Origin of the sequence: Paenibacillus sp. 7541 (assembly GCF_002276395.1) — a bacterium.
Classification (GTDB): domain Bacteria; phylum Bacillota; class Bacilli; order Paenibacillales; family Paenibacillaceae; genus Paenibacillus_AQ; species Paenibacillus_AQ campinasensis.
Window position 1 is genome coordinate 13,694 of record NZ_NQLZ01000018.1, and the last position, 21,283, is coordinate 34,976.

15 protein-coding genes are annotated in these 21,283 nt (G+C 52.1%); 6 read left to right on the forward strand and 9 right to left on the reverse strand.

Annotation, left to right across the window (positions count from 1 at the left end):
• Nucleotides 1-3: 3 nt before the first annotated feature.
• Both CHH75_RS12210 and CHH75_RS12215 read left to right on the forward strand, forming a co-directional pair.
• Entirely contained in the window at nt 4-885 is an 882-nt protein-coding gene (locus CHH75_RS12210) for a carbohydrate ABC transporter permease (protein ID WP_095264298.1), read from the forward strand.
• Between the two features lie 550 nt (nt 886-1,435).
• Complete coding sequence (locus CHH75_RS12215; RefSeq protein ID WP_095398281.1) at nt 1,436-4,237, forward strand: glycoside hydrolase family 3 protein; 2,802 nt, start codon at nt 1,436-1,438, stop codon at nt 4,235-4,237.
• 188 nt (nt 4,238-4,425) lie between these two features.
• Here the strand turns inward: CHH75_RS12215 and CHH75_RS12220 are convergent, their stop codons facing one another.
• The gene (locus tag CHH75_RS12220) at nt 4,426-4,893 is read right to left on the reverse strand and encodes a VOC family protein (protein ID WP_095398338.1); all 468 of its coding nucleotides are present in this window, start codon (nt 4,891-4,893) and stop codon (nt 4,426-4,428) included.
• 433 nt (nt 4,894-5,326) lie between these two features.
• On the opposite strand from CHH75_RS12220, the gene CHH75_RS12225 reads away from it, so the two are divergent.
• From CHH75_RS12225 to CHH75_RS12235, 3 genes are all read left to right on the forward strand, one after another.
• Entirely contained in the window at nt 5,327-5,860 is a 534-nt protein-coding gene (locus CHH75_RS12225; protein ID WP_095398282.1) for an RNA polymerase sigma factor, read from the forward strand.
• Nucleotides 5,847-7,493, forward strand: coding sequence for a DUF4179 domain-containing protein (locus CHH75_RS12230; RefSeq protein WP_095398283.1), 1,647 nt, complete (start codon nt 5,847-5,849; stop codon nt 7,491-7,493). Before CHH75_RS12225 ends, CHH75_RS12230 begins: the two co-directional genes overlap by 14 nt.
• Before the next feature lie 199 nt (nt 7,494-7,692).
• The gene (locus CHH75_RS12235; RefSeq protein ID WP_095398284.1) at nt 7,693-8,139 is read left to right on the forward strand and encodes a carboxymuconolactone decarboxylase family protein; all 447 of its coding nucleotides are present in this window, start codon (nt 7,693-7,695) and stop codon (nt 8,137-8,139) included.
• Here CHH75_RS12235 and CHH75_RS12240 read toward each other — a convergent pair.
• Complete coding sequence (locus tag CHH75_RS12240; protein ID WP_095398339.1) at nt 8,108-9,061, reverse strand: sigma-70 family RNA polymerase sigma factor; 954 nt, start codon at nt 9,059-9,061, stop codon at nt 8,108-8,110. The genes CHH75_RS12235 and CHH75_RS12240 overlap by 32 nt on opposite strands.
• A 252-nt stretch (nt 9,062-9,313) precedes the next feature.
• Between CHH75_RS12240 and CHH75_RS12245 the strand changes: the two genes are divergently transcribed.
• On the forward strand, nt 9,314-10,663 hold the full coding sequence (locus tag CHH75_RS12245; protein WP_095264293.1) for a sodium-dependent transporter: 1,350 nt from the start codon (nt 9,314-9,316) through the stop codon (nt 10,661-10,663).
• A 160-nt stretch (nt 10,664-10,823) separates the two neighbouring features.
• On the opposite strand, the gene CHH75_RS12250 is transcribed toward CHH75_RS12245, so the two are convergent.
• From CHH75_RS12250 to CHH75_RS12280, 7 genes are all read right to left on the reverse strand, one after another.
• Nucleotides 10,824-12,209, reverse strand: coding sequence for an MATE family efflux transporter (locus CHH75_RS12250; RefSeq protein ID WP_095264292.1), 1,386 nt, complete (start codon nt 12,207-12,209; stop codon nt 10,824-10,826).
• A gap of 233 nt (nt 12,210-12,442) precedes the next feature.
• Nucleotides 12,443-14,644 carry an alpha-L-rhamnosidase-related protein gene (locus tag CHH75_RS12255; RefSeq protein ID WP_095398285.1) on the reverse strand — a complete coding sequence of 734 codons (2,202 nt, stop codon included), beginning with the start codon at nt 14,642-14,644 and terminating at the stop codon, nt 12,443-12,445.
• Between the two features lie 31 nt (nt 14,645-14,675).
• Complete coding sequence (locus tag CHH75_RS12260; RefSeq protein ID WP_095398286.1) at nt 14,676-15,521, reverse strand: carbohydrate ABC transporter permease; 846 nt, start codon at nt 15,519-15,521, stop codon at nt 14,676-14,678.
• 15 nt (nt 15,522-15,536) lie between these two features.
• Nucleotides 15,537-16,433, reverse strand: a complete 897-nt coding sequence (locus CHH75_RS12265; protein ID WP_095398287.1) for a carbohydrate ABC transporter permease — start codon at nt 16,431-16,433, stop codon at nt 15,537-15,539.
• 53 nt (nt 16,434-16,486) lie between these two features.
• Complete coding sequence (locus tag CHH75_RS12270; RefSeq protein WP_095398288.1) at nt 16,487-17,794, reverse strand: ABC transporter substrate-binding protein; 1,308 nt, start codon at nt 17,792-17,794, stop codon at nt 16,487-16,489.
• Nucleotides 17,795-17,815: 21 nt separating this feature from the next.
• Nucleotides 17,816-20,146 carry a glycoside hydrolase family 65 protein gene (locus CHH75_RS12275; RefSeq protein ID WP_095398289.1) on the reverse strand — a complete coding sequence of 777 codons (2,331 nt, stop codon included), beginning with the start codon at nt 20,144-20,146 and terminating at the stop codon, nt 17,816-17,818.
• 122 nt (nt 20,147-20,268) lie between these two features.
• Entirely contained in the window at nt 20,269-21,279 is a 1,011-nt protein-coding gene (locus CHH75_RS12280) for a LacI family DNA-binding transcriptional regulator (RefSeq protein WP_095398290.1), read from the reverse strand.
• Nucleotides 21,280-21,283 lie beyond the last annotated feature (4 nt).

Consider the following 21,283-nt stretch of genomic DNA (forward strand, 5'->3'; position numbering starts at 1 on the left):
CTGATGACATCCACCAGACCTAAATTATTTGATGCCGTCAATGCGGTTATCATCGGTCTTATATCATTGCTGTGCATATTGCCTATGCTGCTTGTGCTCATGGTTTCCTTCACGGATGAAACCAGCATCCGGCAGTTCGGCTATCAGTTGTTCCCAAGCGAATTTTCACTAGATGCCTACAAGCTGCTCTTGCTCGGAAGCACCCCGCTGTACCGCAGCTATATGATCTCGATCTTTATTACGGTCGTCGGTACGCTCTTGGCTGTCACCATTACGGGGATGGCCGGGTACACGCTGGCCGCCAAGCATATCCGCTATCGCAACGGCCTCGGATTGTTCTTCTTCATTACGATGGTGTTCAACACCGGGCTCGTTCCGTGGTATCTGATCAACTTGAATCTCGGGATTAACAACACGATCTGGGCACTCATTATTCCGTCGTTGGTGTTCAATCCATTCAACCTGTTCCTGGTCCGCAACTACATGTCACAGATCCCGTCAGCGATGACGGAAGCGGCGAAGATTGACGGCGCGAGCGATTTCTATATCGCCTTCCGCATCTTCTTCCCGCTCTGTATGCCCGTACTGGCAACCATTACGCTTTTCTACGGAATCGGCTACTGGAATAACTGGTTTAATGCCATCATGCTCGTCGATAACGAGAAGCTGTATCCGCTGCAATACCTGCTGTTCAAGCTGAACTCCGAAATCAGCATGATTCAGCAAATGCAGAGCAGCGGCGCGCTGGTCGGTGTCGAGGCGCTGCCGCAGGAATCCGTGAAAATGGCCACGGCCATTCTGACCATCGGTCCGGTCGTGCTGTTCTATCCATTCCTGCAAAGATATTTCATCAAGGGACTGCTGATCGGCTCTCTGAAAGAATAGCAGCAATCCCGCAAAAATAGCTTCCTATTATATAATAGGCTCATGACCCCGTGCTTAATTTTCGACGAGATATGTGCCTCTGCGGGAATAAGGGGGGGACTTCCGATGCTCTTGCCCCCATATTTCTTCATTCACCGCCTCAGCGGTTGAAATCCGGGGGCAAAGGCGAACGCTCTGCTTCACGAGTCCCCCTCTTCCCCTCCGCTTCTAATGATGAAGGCACACACGGATGATGAGACTCAAGCTCAATCATAAGGAGAATGGCTCTCCTGTCGTAAAGTCATATTGCAGCTCTCACCCGCCCGGATAAGGTGTCCACCTTTCCTGGCGGGTGTTTTTATGAGAACTTCGCTTCTATCAAGAGTCGAAATTTCCACATGAAAACGGCGCTAATTATCCCGGTATTATTTTGCGCTTAATGCCATTATGCTAAAGTTGCCTATTCTTATTTCTGTCGGGAATGTGACAAGAACCGACAACCTTCTTATATATGATAGCGTTTACAAACAAATACCGCTACACATTTATTGAAGAAATGAGGTTTTCGACGATGAATTATCCTTTTAAAAATCCTGACCTTCCTCTGGAGGAGCGCGTTTCTGACCTGATTTCCCGACTGACCCTCGAAGAAAAAATCGAGCTGATGTGCCAATACCAAACGGACATTCCGCGTCTTGGCATTCACAAATACAAGCACGGTACAGAAGGTGCGCACGGGGTAGCCTGGCTCGGTGAAGCCACTGTATTTCCGCAAAATATCGGGCTTGCCTGCACATGGAACCCTGAACTGATGCACCGTATCGGCTCGGTCATTGCGGATGAAGCCCGCGTCTATTACCAGCGCAACCGGGAGATTAACGGGCTGACGATCTGGTCGCCGACCGTTGATATGGAGCGTGATCCGCGCTGGGGCAGAACCGAGGAGGCTTACGGGGAAGACCCGCATCTGACCGGCGTGCTCTCGACTGAATTGGTAAAGGGAATGCAGGGCGACCATCCTTTCTACTATAAAACGGTAGCCACACTCAAGCATTTCTACGGCAACAACAACGAAGTGGATCGCGGGAGCGCCTCGGTCAGTATCGACCCGCGCAACAAGCGTGAATATTATCTGAAAGCCTTCGAACCCGCCTTCCGCGAAGGCCGCGCCGGGTCCATGATGACTGCCTACAATGGCATTAACGGCACCCCGTGCAACCTGAATCATGAAGTGAACGACATCGTGAAAAAGGAATGGGGCATGGACGGCTTCGTCGTGGGCGATGCGGGCGACGTGCTCGGCACGGTGATGGATCATGGATATACCGCATCCTACGCCGAGGCGGTCGCCGGATCCGTGAAAGCCGGCATCGACAGCATCACCGACGACCAGGAGATTTCCTTCCAGGCTCTTCGGGATGCACTGGCCCAGGGCTTGCTTGCAGAAAGCGACCTTGACCATGCGTTGTCCAACACGTTCCGGGTCCGCATCCGGCTTGGCGAATTTGATCCGGATGACCGGAACCCTTACAGCCATGTGCCGGAAGAGAAGCTGTGCGCACCGGAGCATGCCGCGCTGTCGCTGAGAGCCGCCCGGGAATCGGTGGTGCTCCTGAAGAATGAGGGCTTGCTTCCGCTGAAGCCGGACATCTCCTCTGTTGCTGTGATCGGCCCGCTCGCAGACGAAGCATACACCGACTGGTACAGCGGTACTCCGCCTTACCGTGTAACGCCGCTTGCCGGCATGATGGAGAAAATGGATGGACGCAGCGTTCATTTCCATTCGGGTCTTGACCTTGTCCGTCTTCGCTGTGCAGCCACCCGAAAGTATGTTGTTGTCTCCGGCGATGAGAAGCAGCTGGTAACCGCTGTCGATGATTCTGCGCAGGCTTCGATGTTCGAGCGCTGCGACTGGGGCTGGGGCAGCGAGACGCTGCGGGAAGTCACCTCTCGCCTATATGTGACAGAGAGCGAAGCCGGCCTCCAGGCCACGGCGGAAGAAGCGCGCGGCTGGTTCGTCAAGGAAGCCTTCCGCTTCCAGACGCAGGAAGACGGCACTGCAGCCCTGATGTCGTGGGAAGGCAAACCGGTACTTGCAGACGAGCAAGGACGGCTCCTCGTGGCAGATCACAAGGAAGCCTCTGGCGCTTCGTTCATCGTGGAGCGGGTACAAGACGGCATCGAGCAAGCTGCCGCGGCTGCAGCGACTTCTGAGACCGCTGTTATATTCGCAGGCAACAGCCCGTTCATTAACGGCAAGGAGACCATCGACCGGCCGGACATTACGCTTCCGCCGTCCCAGCAGGCGCTGATTCAGGCTGTATACGCGGCCAATCCGAACACCGTGGTGGTGCTGGTAGGGAGCTATCCATTCGCGGTGAACTGGGAACAAGCGCATGTCCCTTCCATCTTGTACACTTCACACAGTGGTCAGGAACTGGGCCATGCGGTGGCTGACGTGCTGTATGGGGACTACAACCCGGCCGGACGGCTGAACATGACATGGTACAAGTCCGTTGATCAGCTGCCTGACCTGATGGACTACGATATTATTAAGGGCAAGCGGACATATCAATATTTTGACGGAGAGGTGCTCTATCCATTCGGACACGGACTTAGCTATTCCCGTTTCACGTATACCAACCTGCAATTGAGTGCTCCGCGAATCAACGGGGATGCTCACGTAACCGTATCGGTTCAGGTCCGGAATGAAGGTCCGATGGACGGGGACGAGGTTGTTCAGCTCTATGTGAAGGCCCAGCAATCCCGTGTTCCGCGTCCGCTCAAAACATTAAAAGGGTTCCGTCGCCTGCATCTTGCAGCCGGCGCCTCCGAGACCGTCACCTTCGAGCTGCGCGCACAGGAGCTCGCCATATGGGATGTGACACGGGAGAGTTATTGTGTCGAAACGGGCGCGTACACCGTCATGATCGGCTTATCCTCGGAGCAGATCGCGGAAACTGTCGTTCTTCATGTCGATGGCGAGACCATCCCTCCGCGTTTGCTGTCGGAGCCTGTCAGAGCGGTCAATTATGATAACTACAGCGGCGTATTCATTGATGAGTGTCGTGAAGGCGGCGAAAGTATCCGTCTCGCTCAGGACAACGGCTGGATCGCTTTCCATGACGTGAATCTCGGCGACTCCCCGGCAACATTCGAAGCGAGAGTATCCGGCCATATTAAAGGCGGAGAGATCGTCATTACAACCGGCAGCCCGGACGGCCCCGTCGCCGGAACCTGCAAGGTTATCCCAACCGGAGGACGCCAAGCTTGGACCACTGTTCAAGCGGAGCTGACGGGATTATCCGGACAGGCTGACGTCTTCCTCACATTGAAAGGCGAAGTGCAGATCAGCTGGTTCCGCATGGTTTGAGCAGAATACGTTATGCAGAAGTACGTTGACGCCTACGTCGACTTTTAAAAAAGAGTGCAAGATCAAGTTAAGGATGGGGTTCTGTAGCTGTCTTAATTGGTAAATACGTTTTATGATTTGGCTATGTTAAATTCAAATGTTGATTCTGGGTGAAAAATGAACCACCCTCCTTAGAAGGTGGTTCAATCTCATCTCAAATCATTATTCATAAGTTTTTCCCATTCCTCAAAAGACAACTTATCAGTAATTTTTTTAAAGTCATCTGGAACTGGAACATAACATATTAATTCTAAACTGTTACCATCTGGGTCATTAAAATAAACGGAAGCGTTACCTTGATTCGGACGAATAAATGGCTCTACAGATGTTCTTCTGCCAAACGGTACAGCTTCAACTTGAATAGATTCTAACCATTTTAAAGACTTTTTCAAATCTTCATATGATACTCCAAAAGCAATATGTCGTAATGAAGGATGGTAAGGAGTCTTATACTCATCTCCTTGCCATAAACCTAGCCAACTTTTTCCCTCTTCTATCCAAAAGAAAGCAGTGTCATCATCACGCCAAGCAAAATTTAAACCCAATTTTTTATAAAATTCTATCGAAACTTCTAAATTTCTTACTGGTAAATGTGCTTCATATAATCCTTTAATCATTTCACACACACCTTTGTTATTATGAATTTTCACAAGCATCGTCAGTTTATTCAGCAAGATAAAGCCGACAGTCACAGTTTGTTGTTCGTTGCGGTATCCCATAACGATTATTATATTCTATCACAATATGGATATTGGCGACCGATAACAGATTGATATCGTGCCTTATTGTATGAATTGCTATACTCTGAGCGTTTGGAGAACGGTATTCAGGCATGGCAGCCACCGACCCAGGGTACGAGCATGACGATGGCTTCTAAGCCTATCCACAGATCCACAGAACCTCTCTCCTTCTTATACGATGGGCAGAGGTTCTTTTTTGTTAGAATGGAATCAATACATAGCAAGGTATGTGATCCTTCAAAAAAAGATGAACCCTTTTCCGGGGTCAATTGTCTATAAGGCATAACGAAAAAGAAAGGGGTGCCTTGGATTGACGGAACGCGAGTTATTCGATGCCTATAACAAGGATGTGTACCGCACCTGTTATTACATGCTGCGAAATGCGCAGGATGCGGAAGATCTCTGCCACGACGTCTTCGTGACCGTATTTCGTCAGGATTGGAGAAATGTCGGGCATATCCGCGCCTGGATTATGCGGATCACGATGAACCATTGCCTGAACTTGCTTCGAAGGAATCAGACCCAGCGGGAGAAGCAGAGCCAAGTCGAATGGCTGCATGAGCAGACCGCCGCTGCGGTGAAGTCGGTGGATACTGTCGTGCTGGAAAGAGCAGCGGCGGCGGAATGGGAGCATCTGCTGCGGCAATTGCCAGACAAGCTGATGTCTGTCATCACACTCCGCTATATCGGAGAGCTGTCGATTTCAGAAATTGCCGAAACGTTGAACATTCCTGTCGGCACGGTGAAGTCAAGAATTCATAAAGCATTGAAAATTATGCGAAAAAAGCTCGAACGCCATAACCGCTATGGGGTGAAGGGAGAGGAACAATATGGAACGCCTTGAGAACAATCTGAAGCATCAGATGAAAACGGCCAATCATGTGCCGGAACCTGATTTTGACCGGATGTGGAGCAGCATCGAGCAGAACGAATTGAAGGTGGCAGTGGGTGAATCGCTTCCGCCTCGTCTGCGAAATCGCAAACGGATTGCCATCATCACGGGAATCTCCGTCGCCTTGATGGCAACACCTGTCTATGCGGCCTTGAACGTTGACTGGTCCAATATTCTATCCTACAGGGCCGGAATTCAAACTGCACTGGAGAAGGGGCTTGGACAAACGATTGAGCAATCTGTTACGAAGGACGGCATTACCTTAACGGTGCATACGGCGTTTATCGATGAGAACCGAACCTTTCTGCTGTACAGCTTGAATCCAGGTGCACAGACGGATGGTCACGCTGCCTTCGATCACATCGGGCTTAGAGATCAGGATGGGCAGTTTATCGAGGGCCGTTATTTCCATCAATGGAATGAGGAACTGGGCGTATTTCAGGGATATTTCGAAACCGATTGGGTTGCTGATGGACAGATGGCGGATGTGGCCCTTGTGATCGAGAATATCCATTTTACCGATGCTGGGCGGCAGCCGCTCGACTATGACCCTCACAACCCGAATACGCAGGTATTCACTATTCAGAAGGATGGCATTGACAACGTGACCCTGCAGTCATTCGACCAGCCCGATGGACAGGTAATGATTCAATCCGCGGTTACGTTTACCGATGCCAAGATGAAGGACAGAAGCTGGGTACGGATTGAGGTTACGAACGATAAGGAAGGTATCATCAAGGAAACACAGACCTCTGTATTTGGAACACCGGGAGCCTCCGGGGAGTACTTGAGTCAGCAAATATTCAAATCTAAGTCCTTGCAAGCGGAGGGGACAACGTTCCAGCTGACCTATGATCGAACACTCGAAACCGCGGACGGGACCTGGGGATTAAATATGGCCCTTTCCAAGAAACATATGGATAACAGCACCTTTAAGCAGACACTGAATATCCCTGTAGATCAGGTCGCTGATGGGACCATGATTCATGAAATGATCGTGACGCCGACCCAAGTCCGGCTCGTTCTGACGCACAAAGAAAAATATTCGCGTCTTCCGTATATGAACTATCAGCTGGACGTTGGCGGAAACATGCTAAGCGGAGGAATATGGCTTGTGGAGGGGAAAAATTACCAGACGGAGCTGCGCTTTGAAATGGCGGGACTCGATGCCTCCGATCTAGCGGATCAACCGGTATCTCTCGTTGCCAAGCACCGCGTCGATGAATATGCCGGTGACACGAGTCCGATCCGTCTAACCGATATTTCAGCTGAACGTCAAAGCTTCACGTCCAGCATTGCCGGTTATCCGATCACATGGACCTATTACATGAAGGATAATAACCTCTATGTGGAGTCCTTGAGTTCCGACCCCGACTTCGGCGGCGTCAATCAAACCTATTATTTGGACGGCAAAGAACGAAACTATGGCATGCCAGCCATGATCGGTATACTGGGCGATGACAACAATAAGCATATGGATGTCTATGAGAATTTCAACAAAACTGAGCTCGAGATCTATATTTGGAACTATACCACCCATAAACGTGACGATGTTCTGCGCATTCCGATTAAAGCGGAAAAGTAGCTTGTTAACGTTGCAAATAACAAGAACCCTCTTGGAGACCAGGAACGTATCCGGGACCGCACCTGACGGTGCTTTCCTGCTCGGATGTTCCGCTCAGCCTCCTGGGGGGCTCTTTTTTTTCGCTAGCATGTCACAATACGCTCCTGTCGGTTGTCATATGGGTGATCATCCACCATTTTACCGTAAAGGAGACATTACTATGAATCTTCGAATCAATTATCGAAAGCACAGCCCCGAGTCCTTCAAAGCGCTGCTGAGCTTAGAACAGTTCGCTGCGGGCACCGGTCTGGATCACAAGCTGTACGAATTGATCAAGCTGCGGGCCTCGCAGGTGAACGGCTGTTCCTTCTGCGCGGATATGCACGCCAAGGACCTGTTGAATCTGGGCGAAAGCATGGACCGGCTGCTGCTCCTGCCCATGTGGCGGGAGGTGCCGATCTACTCAGATGAAGAGCGAGCCGTGCTGGAGCTGACCGAGTACGTAACCTCCATCTCCGAGGCTGGTGTGCCGGATGAAGTGTATGCAAGGGTGCGTCAGTTTTTCGACGAAAAACAGTATGTTCATCTGATCATGGCCATCATCACGATCAATGCCTGGAACCGAATCGCTATCGCTAACGGTATGTTCCCGGGCTGCTTTGATTAAATTGTCGCAGCTTGTCCGGGTTTAACACCATGTAAATCGTCCGTATGCGGGAGCCTTCGGGCTCCCTCTCTGTGGTGATCACCATGGTGACCACGCCATCATCCCGCCTCGCGATTCCCGGCTCCCCATTGATGGAAACAGCCTCAAATCCTTCGCAGAATACCCCCTTGGCTGCAAGCCCCTCATAAAAGGCTCGCACCCGGTCAATCCCCCGAATCGGATTGAGTGCTGCCCGCACCTTGCCCCCGCCATCTGAGAGGAGTGTCACCTCATCCAGCAGCAGGGACAACAGCGGCTTGAAGTCCCCTGTGTCGCATGCCCTCAAAAATGCCTCAACAAATTGCTCCTGTGATTCCGTCGGCGTATCAGCCATCCGTGTCTGCTCTTCATGCTCCGTCGCTTGTGCTGTCTTCCGCCGCGTTCGGTTCGGCTTGTTATCCGTAGCTTCCAGCAGCTTGTTCCTCGCTCTGCTGAAGATCTTCCTGCAGTTCACCTCTGTCTTGTCGAGCATACCCGCGATATCGCGATACTCGAATCCCAGAGCCTCCCGGGATAAATATACAGCCCGCTCCAACGGACTTAAACGCTGCAAGAGCACAACATAGGCATACCCGATGTTTTCCCTGCGCTCCGCAAAATCATGCGTGCCCGTCCCGACATCAGCAGGCAGCGGCTCTGGAAGCCAGGGCCCCATATAAGCTTCGCGCACGCGTCTTGCCGACTTCAGCAGGTTGAGACAGCGGTTTGTTGTCATTTTGGCAAGGTAGGCTCTATCATTCACAATCCCGTCTCTATCCATCTGCATATATTGCGAGAACACATCCTGAACGATATCTTCTGCGTCTGACACACTCCCCAGCATACGGTAAGCGATATGGAACATGAGCGGTCTATGTGTGATATAAATATGATCGAGCATCAGAATCTCCCATCCTGTTCTTGAATTTGAATGCATGGCTCCAGCTATTCTTCAGACAGATCATGGTCCTATATTGTGACAATAGAGAATCATGCCATCTAAAATTCACTTTACCAAAACCGGAATCATCTTTTATGATATCAGTTATACAAGTTTGTCATGAGCATGTGTTCGCTTTCATCATTTTTTTATGCCTTTCATCCCAAACTTGCAATATAATAGAAGCACCTTGTATAAAAATTCGGGAGGTATTGCATGAATTTATCCAAATCCAAACCATCATCCGGGAGAAACGATCGCTTCTCATCGACCGGCTTTATACTGGCCGCGATCGGAAGCTCCGTGGGCCTGGGGAACATGTGGAAGTTCCCTTATATTACGGGCGCTAACGGCGGAGCCGCCTTCTTCCTGCTCTTCATTATCTGTCTCATCCTGGTGGGACTGCCGCTCCTGCTGGCAGAACTGGCCATCGGACGAGCGGGCCGCGGCAGTGCCGCCACATCGTTCGTGAAGGCTGGGGGTGCGAGAATCTTCGGCAAGCTAGGCTTCCTGCAGGTACTGGCTCCCTTCCTGATCCTGACCTTCTATGTGATCGTGGCGGGATGGACGCTTCATTATGCGGTGCTGTCCTTCAGTGGAACGCTGTACGACAACACCGATTTCAGCGGGCAATTCAACACCTTTGTCGGCGGCTATTTGCCGATAATCTGGCAGGTTATCGCCATTCTGATCACCTCGTTTGTTGTAGCCAAAGGCATTTCCGGCGGGATTGAACGATTCAACAAAGTACTGATTCCCGGGCTTGTCATTCTGTTGATCGTCCTGATGATTCGCGCGGTCACACTTCCGGGCGCAGGCGAAGGGGTATCCTTCTTCCTGAATCCTGACTTTTCAAAATTAAGTCCTGAAGCCGCCCTGGTTGCGCTAGGGCACGCCTTCTTCTCCCTCTCCTTGGGGATGGGGATTCTGCTTACTTATGGCGCATATGTGGACAAGCGTCAGTCCTTGGGTTCGGCTACGCTGGCCATCGGGGCAGGCGACTTGATCTATGCCCTGATCGCCGGGCTGATCATATTCCCGACCATCTTCTCGTTTGGCATTGAGTCGGATGCGGGACCATCTCTTGTCTTTATGGCGCTGCCGGCCGCCTTCTCGGCGATGCCTCTGGGCGCATTCTTCGGCGGACTATTCTTTGTCCTGCTAGCGATTGCGGCACTGACCTCGTCCGTTTCCCTGTTCGAGGTTCCGGTCACCTATGTGATGGACCGCTTCGGATGGGGCCGGGGCAGATCGGTGCTGGTGATCAGCGTCCTGGTGCTTCTGGTCGGCATCCCTTCGGCATTGTCCTTTGGCATCGCTCCTGCACTTACCAGTATGGGCGGCAAAAATTTCTTTGATTGGCTGGACTTCATTACCTCCAACATTCTGCTTCCGCTTGGAGGTCTGATCACAACCATCTTTGCCGGCTACTTCTGGAAAACGGCTGCCGAGGCAGCCGGATTGTCCACCCGCTGGTTCAGCATATGGCTGTTCATGCTGCGGTACGTTGCACCGATCCTGATGCTGCTCGTGCTGCTGCATACATCCGGTTTGATCTCGTTCTAATTCACCTGAAAAAAAGGCAATCTCAAGAGGTTCTATCGACCTTTTCGAGACTGCCTTTTTTTGCGCTCTGCAACCGGAACAATACGGCATAGGAATTACCTGCGTCACCTATATATTCAGATTGTAGCCATTATTGCTATTCCCTTTATCGTAAGTCACATTATATCAGCTTGTGCTCATACCACTTCTTGCCCCGGAAGCGCCACAGGAAGATGGCCCCCCGCACGCCCCATTCACAGTTCATCGCCAGCCATACCCCGAGAATGCCGAGGCCCAGCGTAATGCCAAGCACGTACCCGAGCACCACCCGGAACAGCCACATCGTCAACATGGACGTGATGGAGGTGAATTTGGAATCCCCTGCCGCCCGGAGCGCCGAGGGCAGAATAAAGCTGATAGGCCACAGCGGCACCTGGATTACAGCGTTAATCAGCAGAATCAGAAAAATATCGTCCACAATCTCCGCCGGCGGATCGAACAGGCCGACAAGCAGCTTGAACATCGGCATCAGAATTAAAGCAATGGCAGCAAGCAGAATGGAGCCGAGCCAGAGAAACGACTTGATGAACTTGCGCGCATCCTCGATGTGGCCGCGACCGATGCATTGGCCAACGACCGTCACCACGGTCAAGGAAAGCGCCACGGCTGGAATCTGGAACACCATCGCCAGTGAGCCGCTGATCGCATTCGTTGCGATGGCATAGGTGCCAAGACTGACGATAAATACTTGTGTCAGCAGCTTGCCACCGTTAAAGAACATCTGCTCCGCGGCAAACGGCAGGCCGATAAACATAATCTTACGCAGCATCGACAACGGAAAATGGACCAGATCCCGAATTCTCAAATGCAGTGAGGCATCGATCCGGAACAGATAGTACAAGGCGCATATCGCACCGACAAATCGTGCGATGTTCACCGCCACCGTCATACCGATAACGCCCATATTGAGCAGCGTAATAAATACGATGTTAAGCAGCACGTACAGCAGGTTCATGATCAGGGACAAGGCCAGGGACGCCCGCGTCCTGCCGATGCCCCTAAGCGCGGCGCACACCGCCTGAACAACCGCCAGCCCGACAAAGGAAATGCTACTGCCAAGCAAATAGGTCCGTGCACTGTCCAGCACATCCGGAGAGGCGGAGCCGAACAGAACCTGCAAAATCGGATTGTGGAACCCGATAATCAGAAGACCGATCGCCAGCGACAACAGCGTGACCGAAGTGACGGTTCCGGCCGCAGCGCGAGACACCATCCGATCATTGCCGTTGCCTTTATACTGGGCCACCACCACGGTTCCTCCGGTGGCGACCGCCACAAACACATTGATCAGAAAAATGTTCAGCGCATCCACCATATTCACGGCGCTGACCGCGGCCACCCCCGATGAGCTGATCATCGCGGTGTTCACAAGATTCAAACCGATAATAAATGACTGATCAATCAGGATGGGCAGGAACAAAGCCATAATCTGCCGATAATCCATCGTCTCTCCGGACAAATGCTTCTCCAGAAAGCTGTTCCTCTGCTCTCGCAAGCGAAGCTGCATAACATCATCACATTCTTTTCTGTTATATATTTTCTTTCATATGAAATCTGGGGATAAATCCTCTTCATTATAGACCTATAACCCGATCATGCATAGGCGAATACGTCCTTGCAAAAATAAAAAAACCGGAGGAAGCAAGCTTGTATGCTTGTCCCTTCCGGTTTCGAACCTTTGCTCATCCCAGTAAATGGCTGGTCGTGTTGAGGGGTCTGATCCTGCGAATTCGTGTTCATTCAGCTGACCAGCCACTCCATGTGATGATCCGAGCTTTCCAGTCGTTTACCATTCCAATCGAGCATAATATGCCATCCCTGCTTGTTGGCAATCGTTATCCGCTGTTCACCTTCTTGCTCGCCCGGGGCAATCCGGATATCCAGCTCAGCCTCCCCGATTCGCAGCCCGCTCAGGCTGCAGCTCCTGTCCCGCCACACCTTCGGCAGGCTGGGCTTGATCAGAACACGCTTCCTGTAGGCATCAGGCTTCACACCGAAGAAATGCCTGATCATCGGCACCGCGAACGCATAGATCGTCCAGGCCTGCACCACACAGCCATAATCGGGAGACATCTCGGTGAAGGAGCCTGGCAGCACCTTGGAGAATGTTCCCAGCATCTTTCGGAGCAGCTCCAGCGCTTCGTCCGGGTTCCCGTTAGCCGCCTCGGCAACTGCGTGAACGCCGGTCGATATCGTCATCGTCCCCTGTTGATATATTCCTGCCAGATAGGTGCCGTGCTCCCCAACAAAGGTGCTCGAGCGCATCTCCTGAAGCGCGCGCTTCGCCTTCTCCGGATCAGCAATCCCCGTCTCCATCGGAGTAACAATGACCCAGTTTTTGTTCAGCAGCCAGCCTTGCTCTGCCTCCGGATCCGATGCCGCCTCCAGCATCCGCTCCAGGTATTGGCGGTAGCCTTCAATGCCTCGCTGGTCTGCTAGCAAGACCATGTCATCCACCTTGCCGATCATATCCTGCTTGGATGCAACTGCATCGGCGTACAGCCCTTCCTCTTCACGCCAGAACACATCGTTCACTCCACGTACCGCCCGCCTGGCAAGGCTAGCGTATCGTTTGGCACCATCCTCGTCCCCGAGCTGAAGACTCATATCCACCATCGCCTGAAGCGCCTTTGCCGTATACACGGCACTGTCGATTAGCTCCATGTTCAGCCCGGCGATTTCGATAATGCCGTATCCGGAAGGAAACAGGTCTCCGTCAGGGTCCATTTCGGTCAGTAGCCAATCCATCCCCTTGACGCAGTAGCTGTAATGACGGCGCAGCAGGTCCTCGTCCCCCGTCCACTGGAACAGATCCCACACCATCGCGATATAATGCGCGGTTTCCTGAGTATTGCCTGGATTCGCTACCGCTCCCATCGTTGTGATCTCATGGACCATCCTGCCGTTGCCGTTGACCTCCTCCGACTTGCGAAGCAACAGATCCATTGTATCCTTGGCCAACCTGGCATCGCCGATGGCGAGGACACCCTGCAGGGCGTACGTATTGTCACACCCGAACCACCACGGATAGGTCGGACCTCCCCCGGTGAGCCCCCGGCCGATTCCGTCCACCGACTGCACCAGCCACTGATTGTTCCATTTTGCCCATTTAAACGCTTCGTTCAGTAGATCTTCTCCGTCAATCTCCAGCTTCGCATGGCCTTCAAGCTCGTGATAGAACCTCTGCTTCTCCCCAAACAATGTCTCATGTTCGGAGACAAGTCGGTCATATACCGCACTGCATTCCTCGCCAGAACGATAGGACCCGGCTACAAACAGACGGAAATTCAGTTTCTCATCCGGTGCAAGGAGCACTTCACCCTGGAAAGAAACACCCATTCCGGAGCCTGCCGTAAACTCAGGGCCGTACACCTTGCCCCCGGTCTCCACGATCCGGCCCGGCAGGTCTGAACCGATCTCGACATACCAGTCGTTGCCGCTGTCCTTCACCTTAACCCGCCGCTCGGCAAGGGCAATCACCTCATCCTGCTCCCCGTCCTCAATGCCTAATTGCTCGGAGAACCATACGGGCCTCAGATCGGTCCTCGCCAGCAGCTCCAGCTGCAAACGAACATCATCCCGCCCGTAGTTGCGCAGCGTATAATACACGATGAGGCCCTTTTCCTGCTCGGGTGCGAATTGAATACGCTCGAGCTCCACCGGAATATGGCCAAGGCCATGGTCATAGTGAAACCGACTCCCCCACGCCTCGTTCGTAAATCCGTCCGCTCTGGACCAAACCGCTATTTTTCGGTCTACATCGGTTATTTTCAGCCAAAATCCGTCCAGCAGCTTGATCGGGTGCAGCCAGACTCCCCCCATCTCATTGGGAACGTGATGGCCAAAATCAGGGAAGTAGCCATCCTGTGCTCCGCAGATTTTAATATATTCGCCAGCATTGTAATACAGATTGAACGGATGTCTGCTTGTTATTCCTGCCATATGGGCCTCCTATCTTTCTCTTTCCACCCCGTCAGCCTTTGATGGCCGAGGAAATCGAAATACCTTCAATAAAGTATTTTTGGGCTACAAAAAACACAACCAGCGCCGGCAGCATAATGAGAATGGTCGCCGCCATCAGCATGTTCCATTCAACATTGTACAGCCCTTTAAACATGGACAGCCCCAGTGCAAGCGTGTATTTGTCGTTGGAATTCAAATAAATGAGCGGGCCTTGGAAATCGTTCCATACCCCCATAAACGTAAAGATCGACACCGCAATGAGCGGCGGCATCGACAGCGGAAGAATGATGCGGCTAAAAATTTGAAACCGGCTCGCTCCATCCACGAATGCCGATTCATCCAGGTCACGCGGAATGCCGCGCATAAACTGCCGGATCAGAAAGATGTTAAAGGCTCCGCCTCCGAAAAACGCCGGCACGATCAACGGGAGGAACGTATCCACCCAGCCCGCTTCCTTAAACATAATGAACATCGGAATCATCGTTACCTGCGAGGGCAGCATCATTGTGGATAACAGCAGCAGAAACAAGGTGCGTTTGCCCTTGAACTGGAATCTGGCAAATCCATACGCGCACAGAGCAGAGGAGAACACGGTCCCGATCATGACCGGAATGAGAATAATGACCGTGTTTTTCAAAAATGTAAAGAAAGGCACCGCCTGCACTGCATCGCTATAATTCGTCCAGCGCCACACTTCCGGAACGAAATTGTCCTTGAACACTTCGGCCGGACTCTTCAGCGACGTGAAAAACGTCCAGAGCAGCGGGACGATCACGATGGCGGCACCCAGGATCAGAACAGCCATGGACAGCATATGCGGCACATTCCATCTCCGTCGTTTGACCGATTGATTCATCCTAATCCCTCCTTCTTAGTCCTTGTCGTCATCGCCTTGATAGTACACCCACATGGAGGAACTCCGGATCACGATCAGTGTAAAAACGAGGATAATGACGAACAGAATCCAGGACAGGGCTGATGCATAGCCCATTTCATAATCTTGGAACGCCTTGTTGTACAGATACAGGTTATAGAATAAAGTGGAGTTGAGCGGCCCGCCGTTGGTCATGACAAACGCCTGCGTGAAGTATTGAAATCCTCCAATGATGCCCATGATCAGATTAAAAAAAATCGTTGGTGAAATCATGGGAAGCGTGATGCTGACAAAACGGCGGAACCGGCCAGCCCCATCCAGTTCAGCCGCTTCATGCATCTCCTCCGGAACGCTCTGAAGACCGGACAGGTAAATAATAATTGTGTTTCCGACACCCCAGATCCCCATCACAATGAGCGCCCCCAGGGCATACGACGGGTCCTGCAGCCAGGCCGGCCCTTGGATGCCGAACCAGGACAAAGCCTGGTTCAAAATACCGTATTCCGGGTTGAAGATCATCACCCACATCATCGAAACTGCGACGACCGGAATGACCGATGGCATGAAATAGATCAGGCGGAACAGCTTCATGCCCCTGCTGCGCATATTAAGCAGCAATGCGATCAACAGGGATACGATTTGATACAGCGGCACGGAAACAAGGGCAAAAATAAACGTGACTTTCAGGGACTGGTAAAACAACTCATCCTTCAGAATCGCTTGGAAATTGTCCAGACCAACCCACTCGATGGACTGAACGCCAGTAATAATGTCCCACTTGCTGAATGCCAGAATGAATGAAAACAGCATCGGTCCGATCGTGAACAACAACAGGCCCAGAAGCCATGGCATGATGTACAGGTAGCCGGTCCAATCCGATTTCGTTTTTTGCATAACAGCCTCCTTGATGAAGCGGGTGAAGCACAGGAGCGCTTCACCCGGAAGTTTTACTTGATTTTGCTATCCACGTTCTTCGCCGCTTCATCCAGAGCGCTCTTAACGTCCTGCTGATCCAGCAAGATCTTCTCCATCGCCTTGGAAAATTCCTCGACAAAAATCGGGCCATGGGCTGAACGCAGCGTCACCGGCTTGCGGGCGTAATCCATCATGGCAATGACCGGCTGGTCCGACACTTCATTCGCTTTGACTTCCTCCAGTTCGGCAACGGTCGCTGGCAGCACCTTGTTGTTATCCGAACGCAGCTTCTGTGCCTCCGTGCCGGACAGCCACTTCACAAGCTCATAAGCCTCCTCCTTATTCTTGCTTGCGGCATTGATCGCCCAGCCTGCACTGGCGATAATGCTCGTCCGGGTCCCATCCTCCCCTGCAGGGATCAGTGCAGAGCCATACTCCACATCCGATTTATCCAGGTCGCTCTTGATCCAGCGGCCGGTAACCATCATCGCGAGCTTGTCCGTCATGAACATCGATGCGTCGCCGCCCAGCGTCTCGGTGTCCATCGGCGTTGGAGATACCCGTTCTTCTCCTTTGGACAACGCGACATATTTTTCAATGGCAGCCACCGTCTTCTCGCCGTTCATATAGCCCTCGGCCTGTGTGCCGTCTTCATTCGCAATATCGGTGCCGTGATCCCACAGGAACGTGTAGATCGGATACTCCCATTTGCCGGCATTGAAGCCAAACTGGGTATATTTATTACCTTCTTTATGGGTCAGCTGTTTCGCGGCCTCGATGAGATCATCCCAGGTCCAGTCATCCGATGGATAGGCGATTCCCGCCTCGTCAAACATCCGCTTGTTGTACCATAGTGCGAGCGGATTGAAGTCCTTGGGCAGGTAATACTGTTTGCCGTTGATATTCATGCTGTCAATCAAGTCCTTCTGGAAAATATCCAGGCTGAAAGAGCTATCGTTGCTCAAATAGTCATCCAGCGGCTCGACCACACCCTTATCCACATATTTGTAGTAGTCGCCCTCGCCGATCAGGAAGACGTCCGGTGCTTGTCCGGCCGCCAGAGAAGTCGTTAATTTGGTTCCGTACCCGTCGCTTGGAATCGGCTCGAACTTCACCTGAATGTTCGGGTGGGCCTTGTTGAACTCGTCAGCCAGCTGCTGTTCGTTCGCCCCCGTGTTTACGTCTCCCCAGACAGTGAAGGTTAAATGGACCTTTTGGCCTTCATTGCTGGTGTCGTTTGCGCTGCTGCTGTTTCCGCCGCCTCCCCCGCAGGCTGTTAATACAAGCGGAATCATGACGACTAAGTTAATCATTTTTGACCATATCCAATTTCGTTTCATTAAAAATATCCTCCTGTCATCTTAATAAGATAGCTGAAGCGCTCCGGTCAGCTTCACAGGATTGCCCCCGATGATAAGGGTGAGCTCCTCCTCAGAGTCGGTGTTAAGTGAAATGCGGGTCCGGTCCAGATGGACCTCAATTCGGTGCCCGCGCCAATACAGCGGGAAGGATACTTCCTCCCAGGCCTCTGGAAGGCGCGGATTCATATGAAGCGCTCCGCCCAGCATCCGCACACCGGCAAAGCCCATCACGATGCATTTCCAGATTCCGCCCAAGGAAGCGGAGTGCACACCGGCATCGGAAGAATGCATGTACGGCCCCAAATCAATTTCAGCGGCTCTCCTGAACAAGCGGTAAGCCAATTCCCTGTCGCCGAGATCATTGGCCAGAATACAGTGCGTGGACAGAGACAAGGAAGAGTCATGCAATGTTTTCTCTTCGTAGTAGTCATAGTTAGCTTTCTTCACATCCAGCGGGAATTGATCCTCCAGCAAGAAGAACAGCATCATGATGTCCGCTTGCTTGGATACTTGCATCTCCCCGACCTGATCCAGGTTGTAATCATCGAATATGCTACCGACCTTCGCCTGGGATTTGTACGGTGTCAGGTCGACGAGCTTCTTCTGCAAATACGTGTCGTCCTGCGGGATAATACCATCCTGATTGGGCTTTGGCAGATAGATCCTCCCGATCTTGTCCGACCACTCGTCCATCGCCGCTTCCACGCCTAGCTTCGAGTTCAGCCTATCGAACAGGGCAGGCTTCTGGACACGGAGCTCCTCGGCATACGTCATCGCCAGCCGAATGTTGAAATGCGCCATGTAGTTCGTAAAAGCGTTATTGTTGACATGCTCCTTGTATTCATCAGGACCTACCACATTGTTGATATGATAGGTTTGCTGTTCCTCATTCCACTCTAGACGGCTGGCCCAGAACTTCGCCGTATCCAGAATCATCTCGTAGCCGAAGCTGTCCATGAATTCCTGATCCCCGGTCGCCATGTAATAATGCCATACAGCATAAGCGATATCCGATGTAATATGCTGCTCGATCACCCCGGACCAGATCCGGGTCTGCTTGCCGGTGACAATATCCACTTGTCCCCATTCCGGCGTTACCTCGCCATCGCTTGGCCAGGCTGCCTCCCAAGGATACATTGCGCCGGAATAACCATTCTGCAGCGCCTTGGATCTCGCCCCCTCCAGCCCCAGGTATCGATACTCAAGCAACGAGCGGGCAACCGGAGGATTGGTATAGATATAGAATGGAAGAATGAATATTTCGGTGTCCCAGAAAGAATGCCCCTTGTATCCTTCCCCCGTCAGTCCCTTCGCTCCGATGCCCATCCGACGGTCATGAGACGGCGTCATAATGACAAGGTGGTAGATCGCAAACCGGACCGCAAGCTGGTCGAACGGTTCTGCCGACTTGATGGATACCCGGTACTGGTCCCATACCTTCTCCCACGCCCGGCGGTGGTCTTCAAATCGCCGCTCGTAACCGGCTGCATGCTGCTCCTTCAGCGCTGCCAGCATCATCTCGCGGATGTCGTCAAGCCGGGGACCTTCGGCAAACTCGAGGTCGCGGCTCGTGAATACGGCCGCGGCCTTCTCGAATTCCAGCGTCTGTCCTTGTTCCAGATCGACGGTATAGGTCACGGCTACCCTGCGTCGGTCGATGTCCATCTTCGGTTCAAGGTTGGCCTCCGTGCCGCCAATGAATAACCGGTGAGCCGCGCCCAGTACAAAGTCGATCTTCGATTCGGTCGTCGTCTGAATCAGTTCAATGTACGTTTTATCGTAGATTCGCTTCTCACCCTCGTGAAAGTGCTGGCTGCCGCTGTTGCTGACCTGCCCGTCGATGCCGGAGGTTACAGACAACGATATGCGGCCGTTTAGAGGCGTCACGGTCATCCTCATGCCAATTTCATGCTTGTGAGCAAGCGAAACATAGCGGCGGAATTCAAATCGGATCCGCTTCCCCTGGTACTCCCACACAAAACCACGCACCAGCTCGGCATCCCGAAGGTTCAGCAGCCGCCTGTACTCTCGCACCTCCCCGCGCTCCAAAGAGAAGCGCACGCCGTCTATGCGTATGTCCAGCCGAGTGATATCCGCTGCGTTGGGTAGCTCGGTCACCTCGTATTGATCAAATTTATTAAAGGTTCCATTAATGAATAAATTTCGCTTCTCTCCGATGTAAGACTCTTCTGCCGCGGAGCGCAGTCCCATATATCCGTTGCCCAGTGACATGATGGATTCGCACTTTGCAAGTGCCAGCGGGTCAAATTCCGTTTCGGAAAAAGACCAGTGCTTCAGTTCTTCCGGCTCTGTCGTGTTGTAATGCATCATGGATTCTTTCTTTCCCTCCTACCCTTGTAAGCGTAACCTAAATCGTTTTCGAAAAGGATATAAAACGATTTCGATTACAGTAAAAAATAAAAGACGATGCTTCGAAAACGTTTTCGATCTCATTATTGCATCTTTATCGTCTCCCTGTCAACAATTTCGAATGACAGCAGTTTATGATAGCCGTGATTGCGGTTCTCCAGCATGCGCACCACCTCTTCAAAAGCTGTGTAGCCGATTCGGTTAAAATCCTGCTTGACGGTCGACAATTTTGGGGTCGTATAATTCGACAGCACAATATCGTCAAATCCCATAATCGACAGATCCTCCGGTATGCGGATATTCATCTCCCTGCAGCGGGCCATGAAGCCAATCGCCATCAGATCACTAGCAAAAAATACCGCCGTGACATCCGGGTGTTGTTCTAGATAAGGAACCGCCAGACTGTACGCCTCCTGCTCGCTAAAGTTCGCCTCCATCACACGGCTGCTGTCATAGTGGAGGCCCGCCGTCTCCAAAGCTTCCCTATAGCCTTGGTGGCGGAGAATGCTAACCGTAGCGAAACCATGACCGTTAATCATTCCGATATTGCGGTGTCCCTTGGAGATCAAATACTCCACCGCTTGTCTGGCTGCCGTCACGTTATCCGTGATCACCGAACCGGTATGGGGACCGACGATATCTGCATCGACCACCATGCAAGGAAGCTCGCTGTTAACCAGCTCCTGAAAGTACGGGTCCGTCGTCCGGAGACCGGAGATGACGACACCGGCAATTTTATTCTCCTGGCAAAACTGCCAGTACGACTTGTCCTGTTGCTCCGACAAGCTCCGTGTATAGATGACAACCTCGTACTGAAAATTCTGGGCAGCGGCATACACCCCGCTCATAATCTCAAACATCACCCCATCCTTCCCGCTCGTCTGCTCGAAGTTAGAGAAGATCAGCGCGACCGTTTTGGTAACTTTATGCTTGAGATTCTTAGCCAGCTTGTTCGGAAAATAGTTCAACTCCTGTGCAGCTTTCAGCACTTTCTTCCTGGTGGACTCGCTCACATCCGTATAACCGTTCAGCGTCTTGGAAACTGCCGACACCGATACGTTCGCGAGCTTGGCCACATCTTTAATCGATACCACTTCT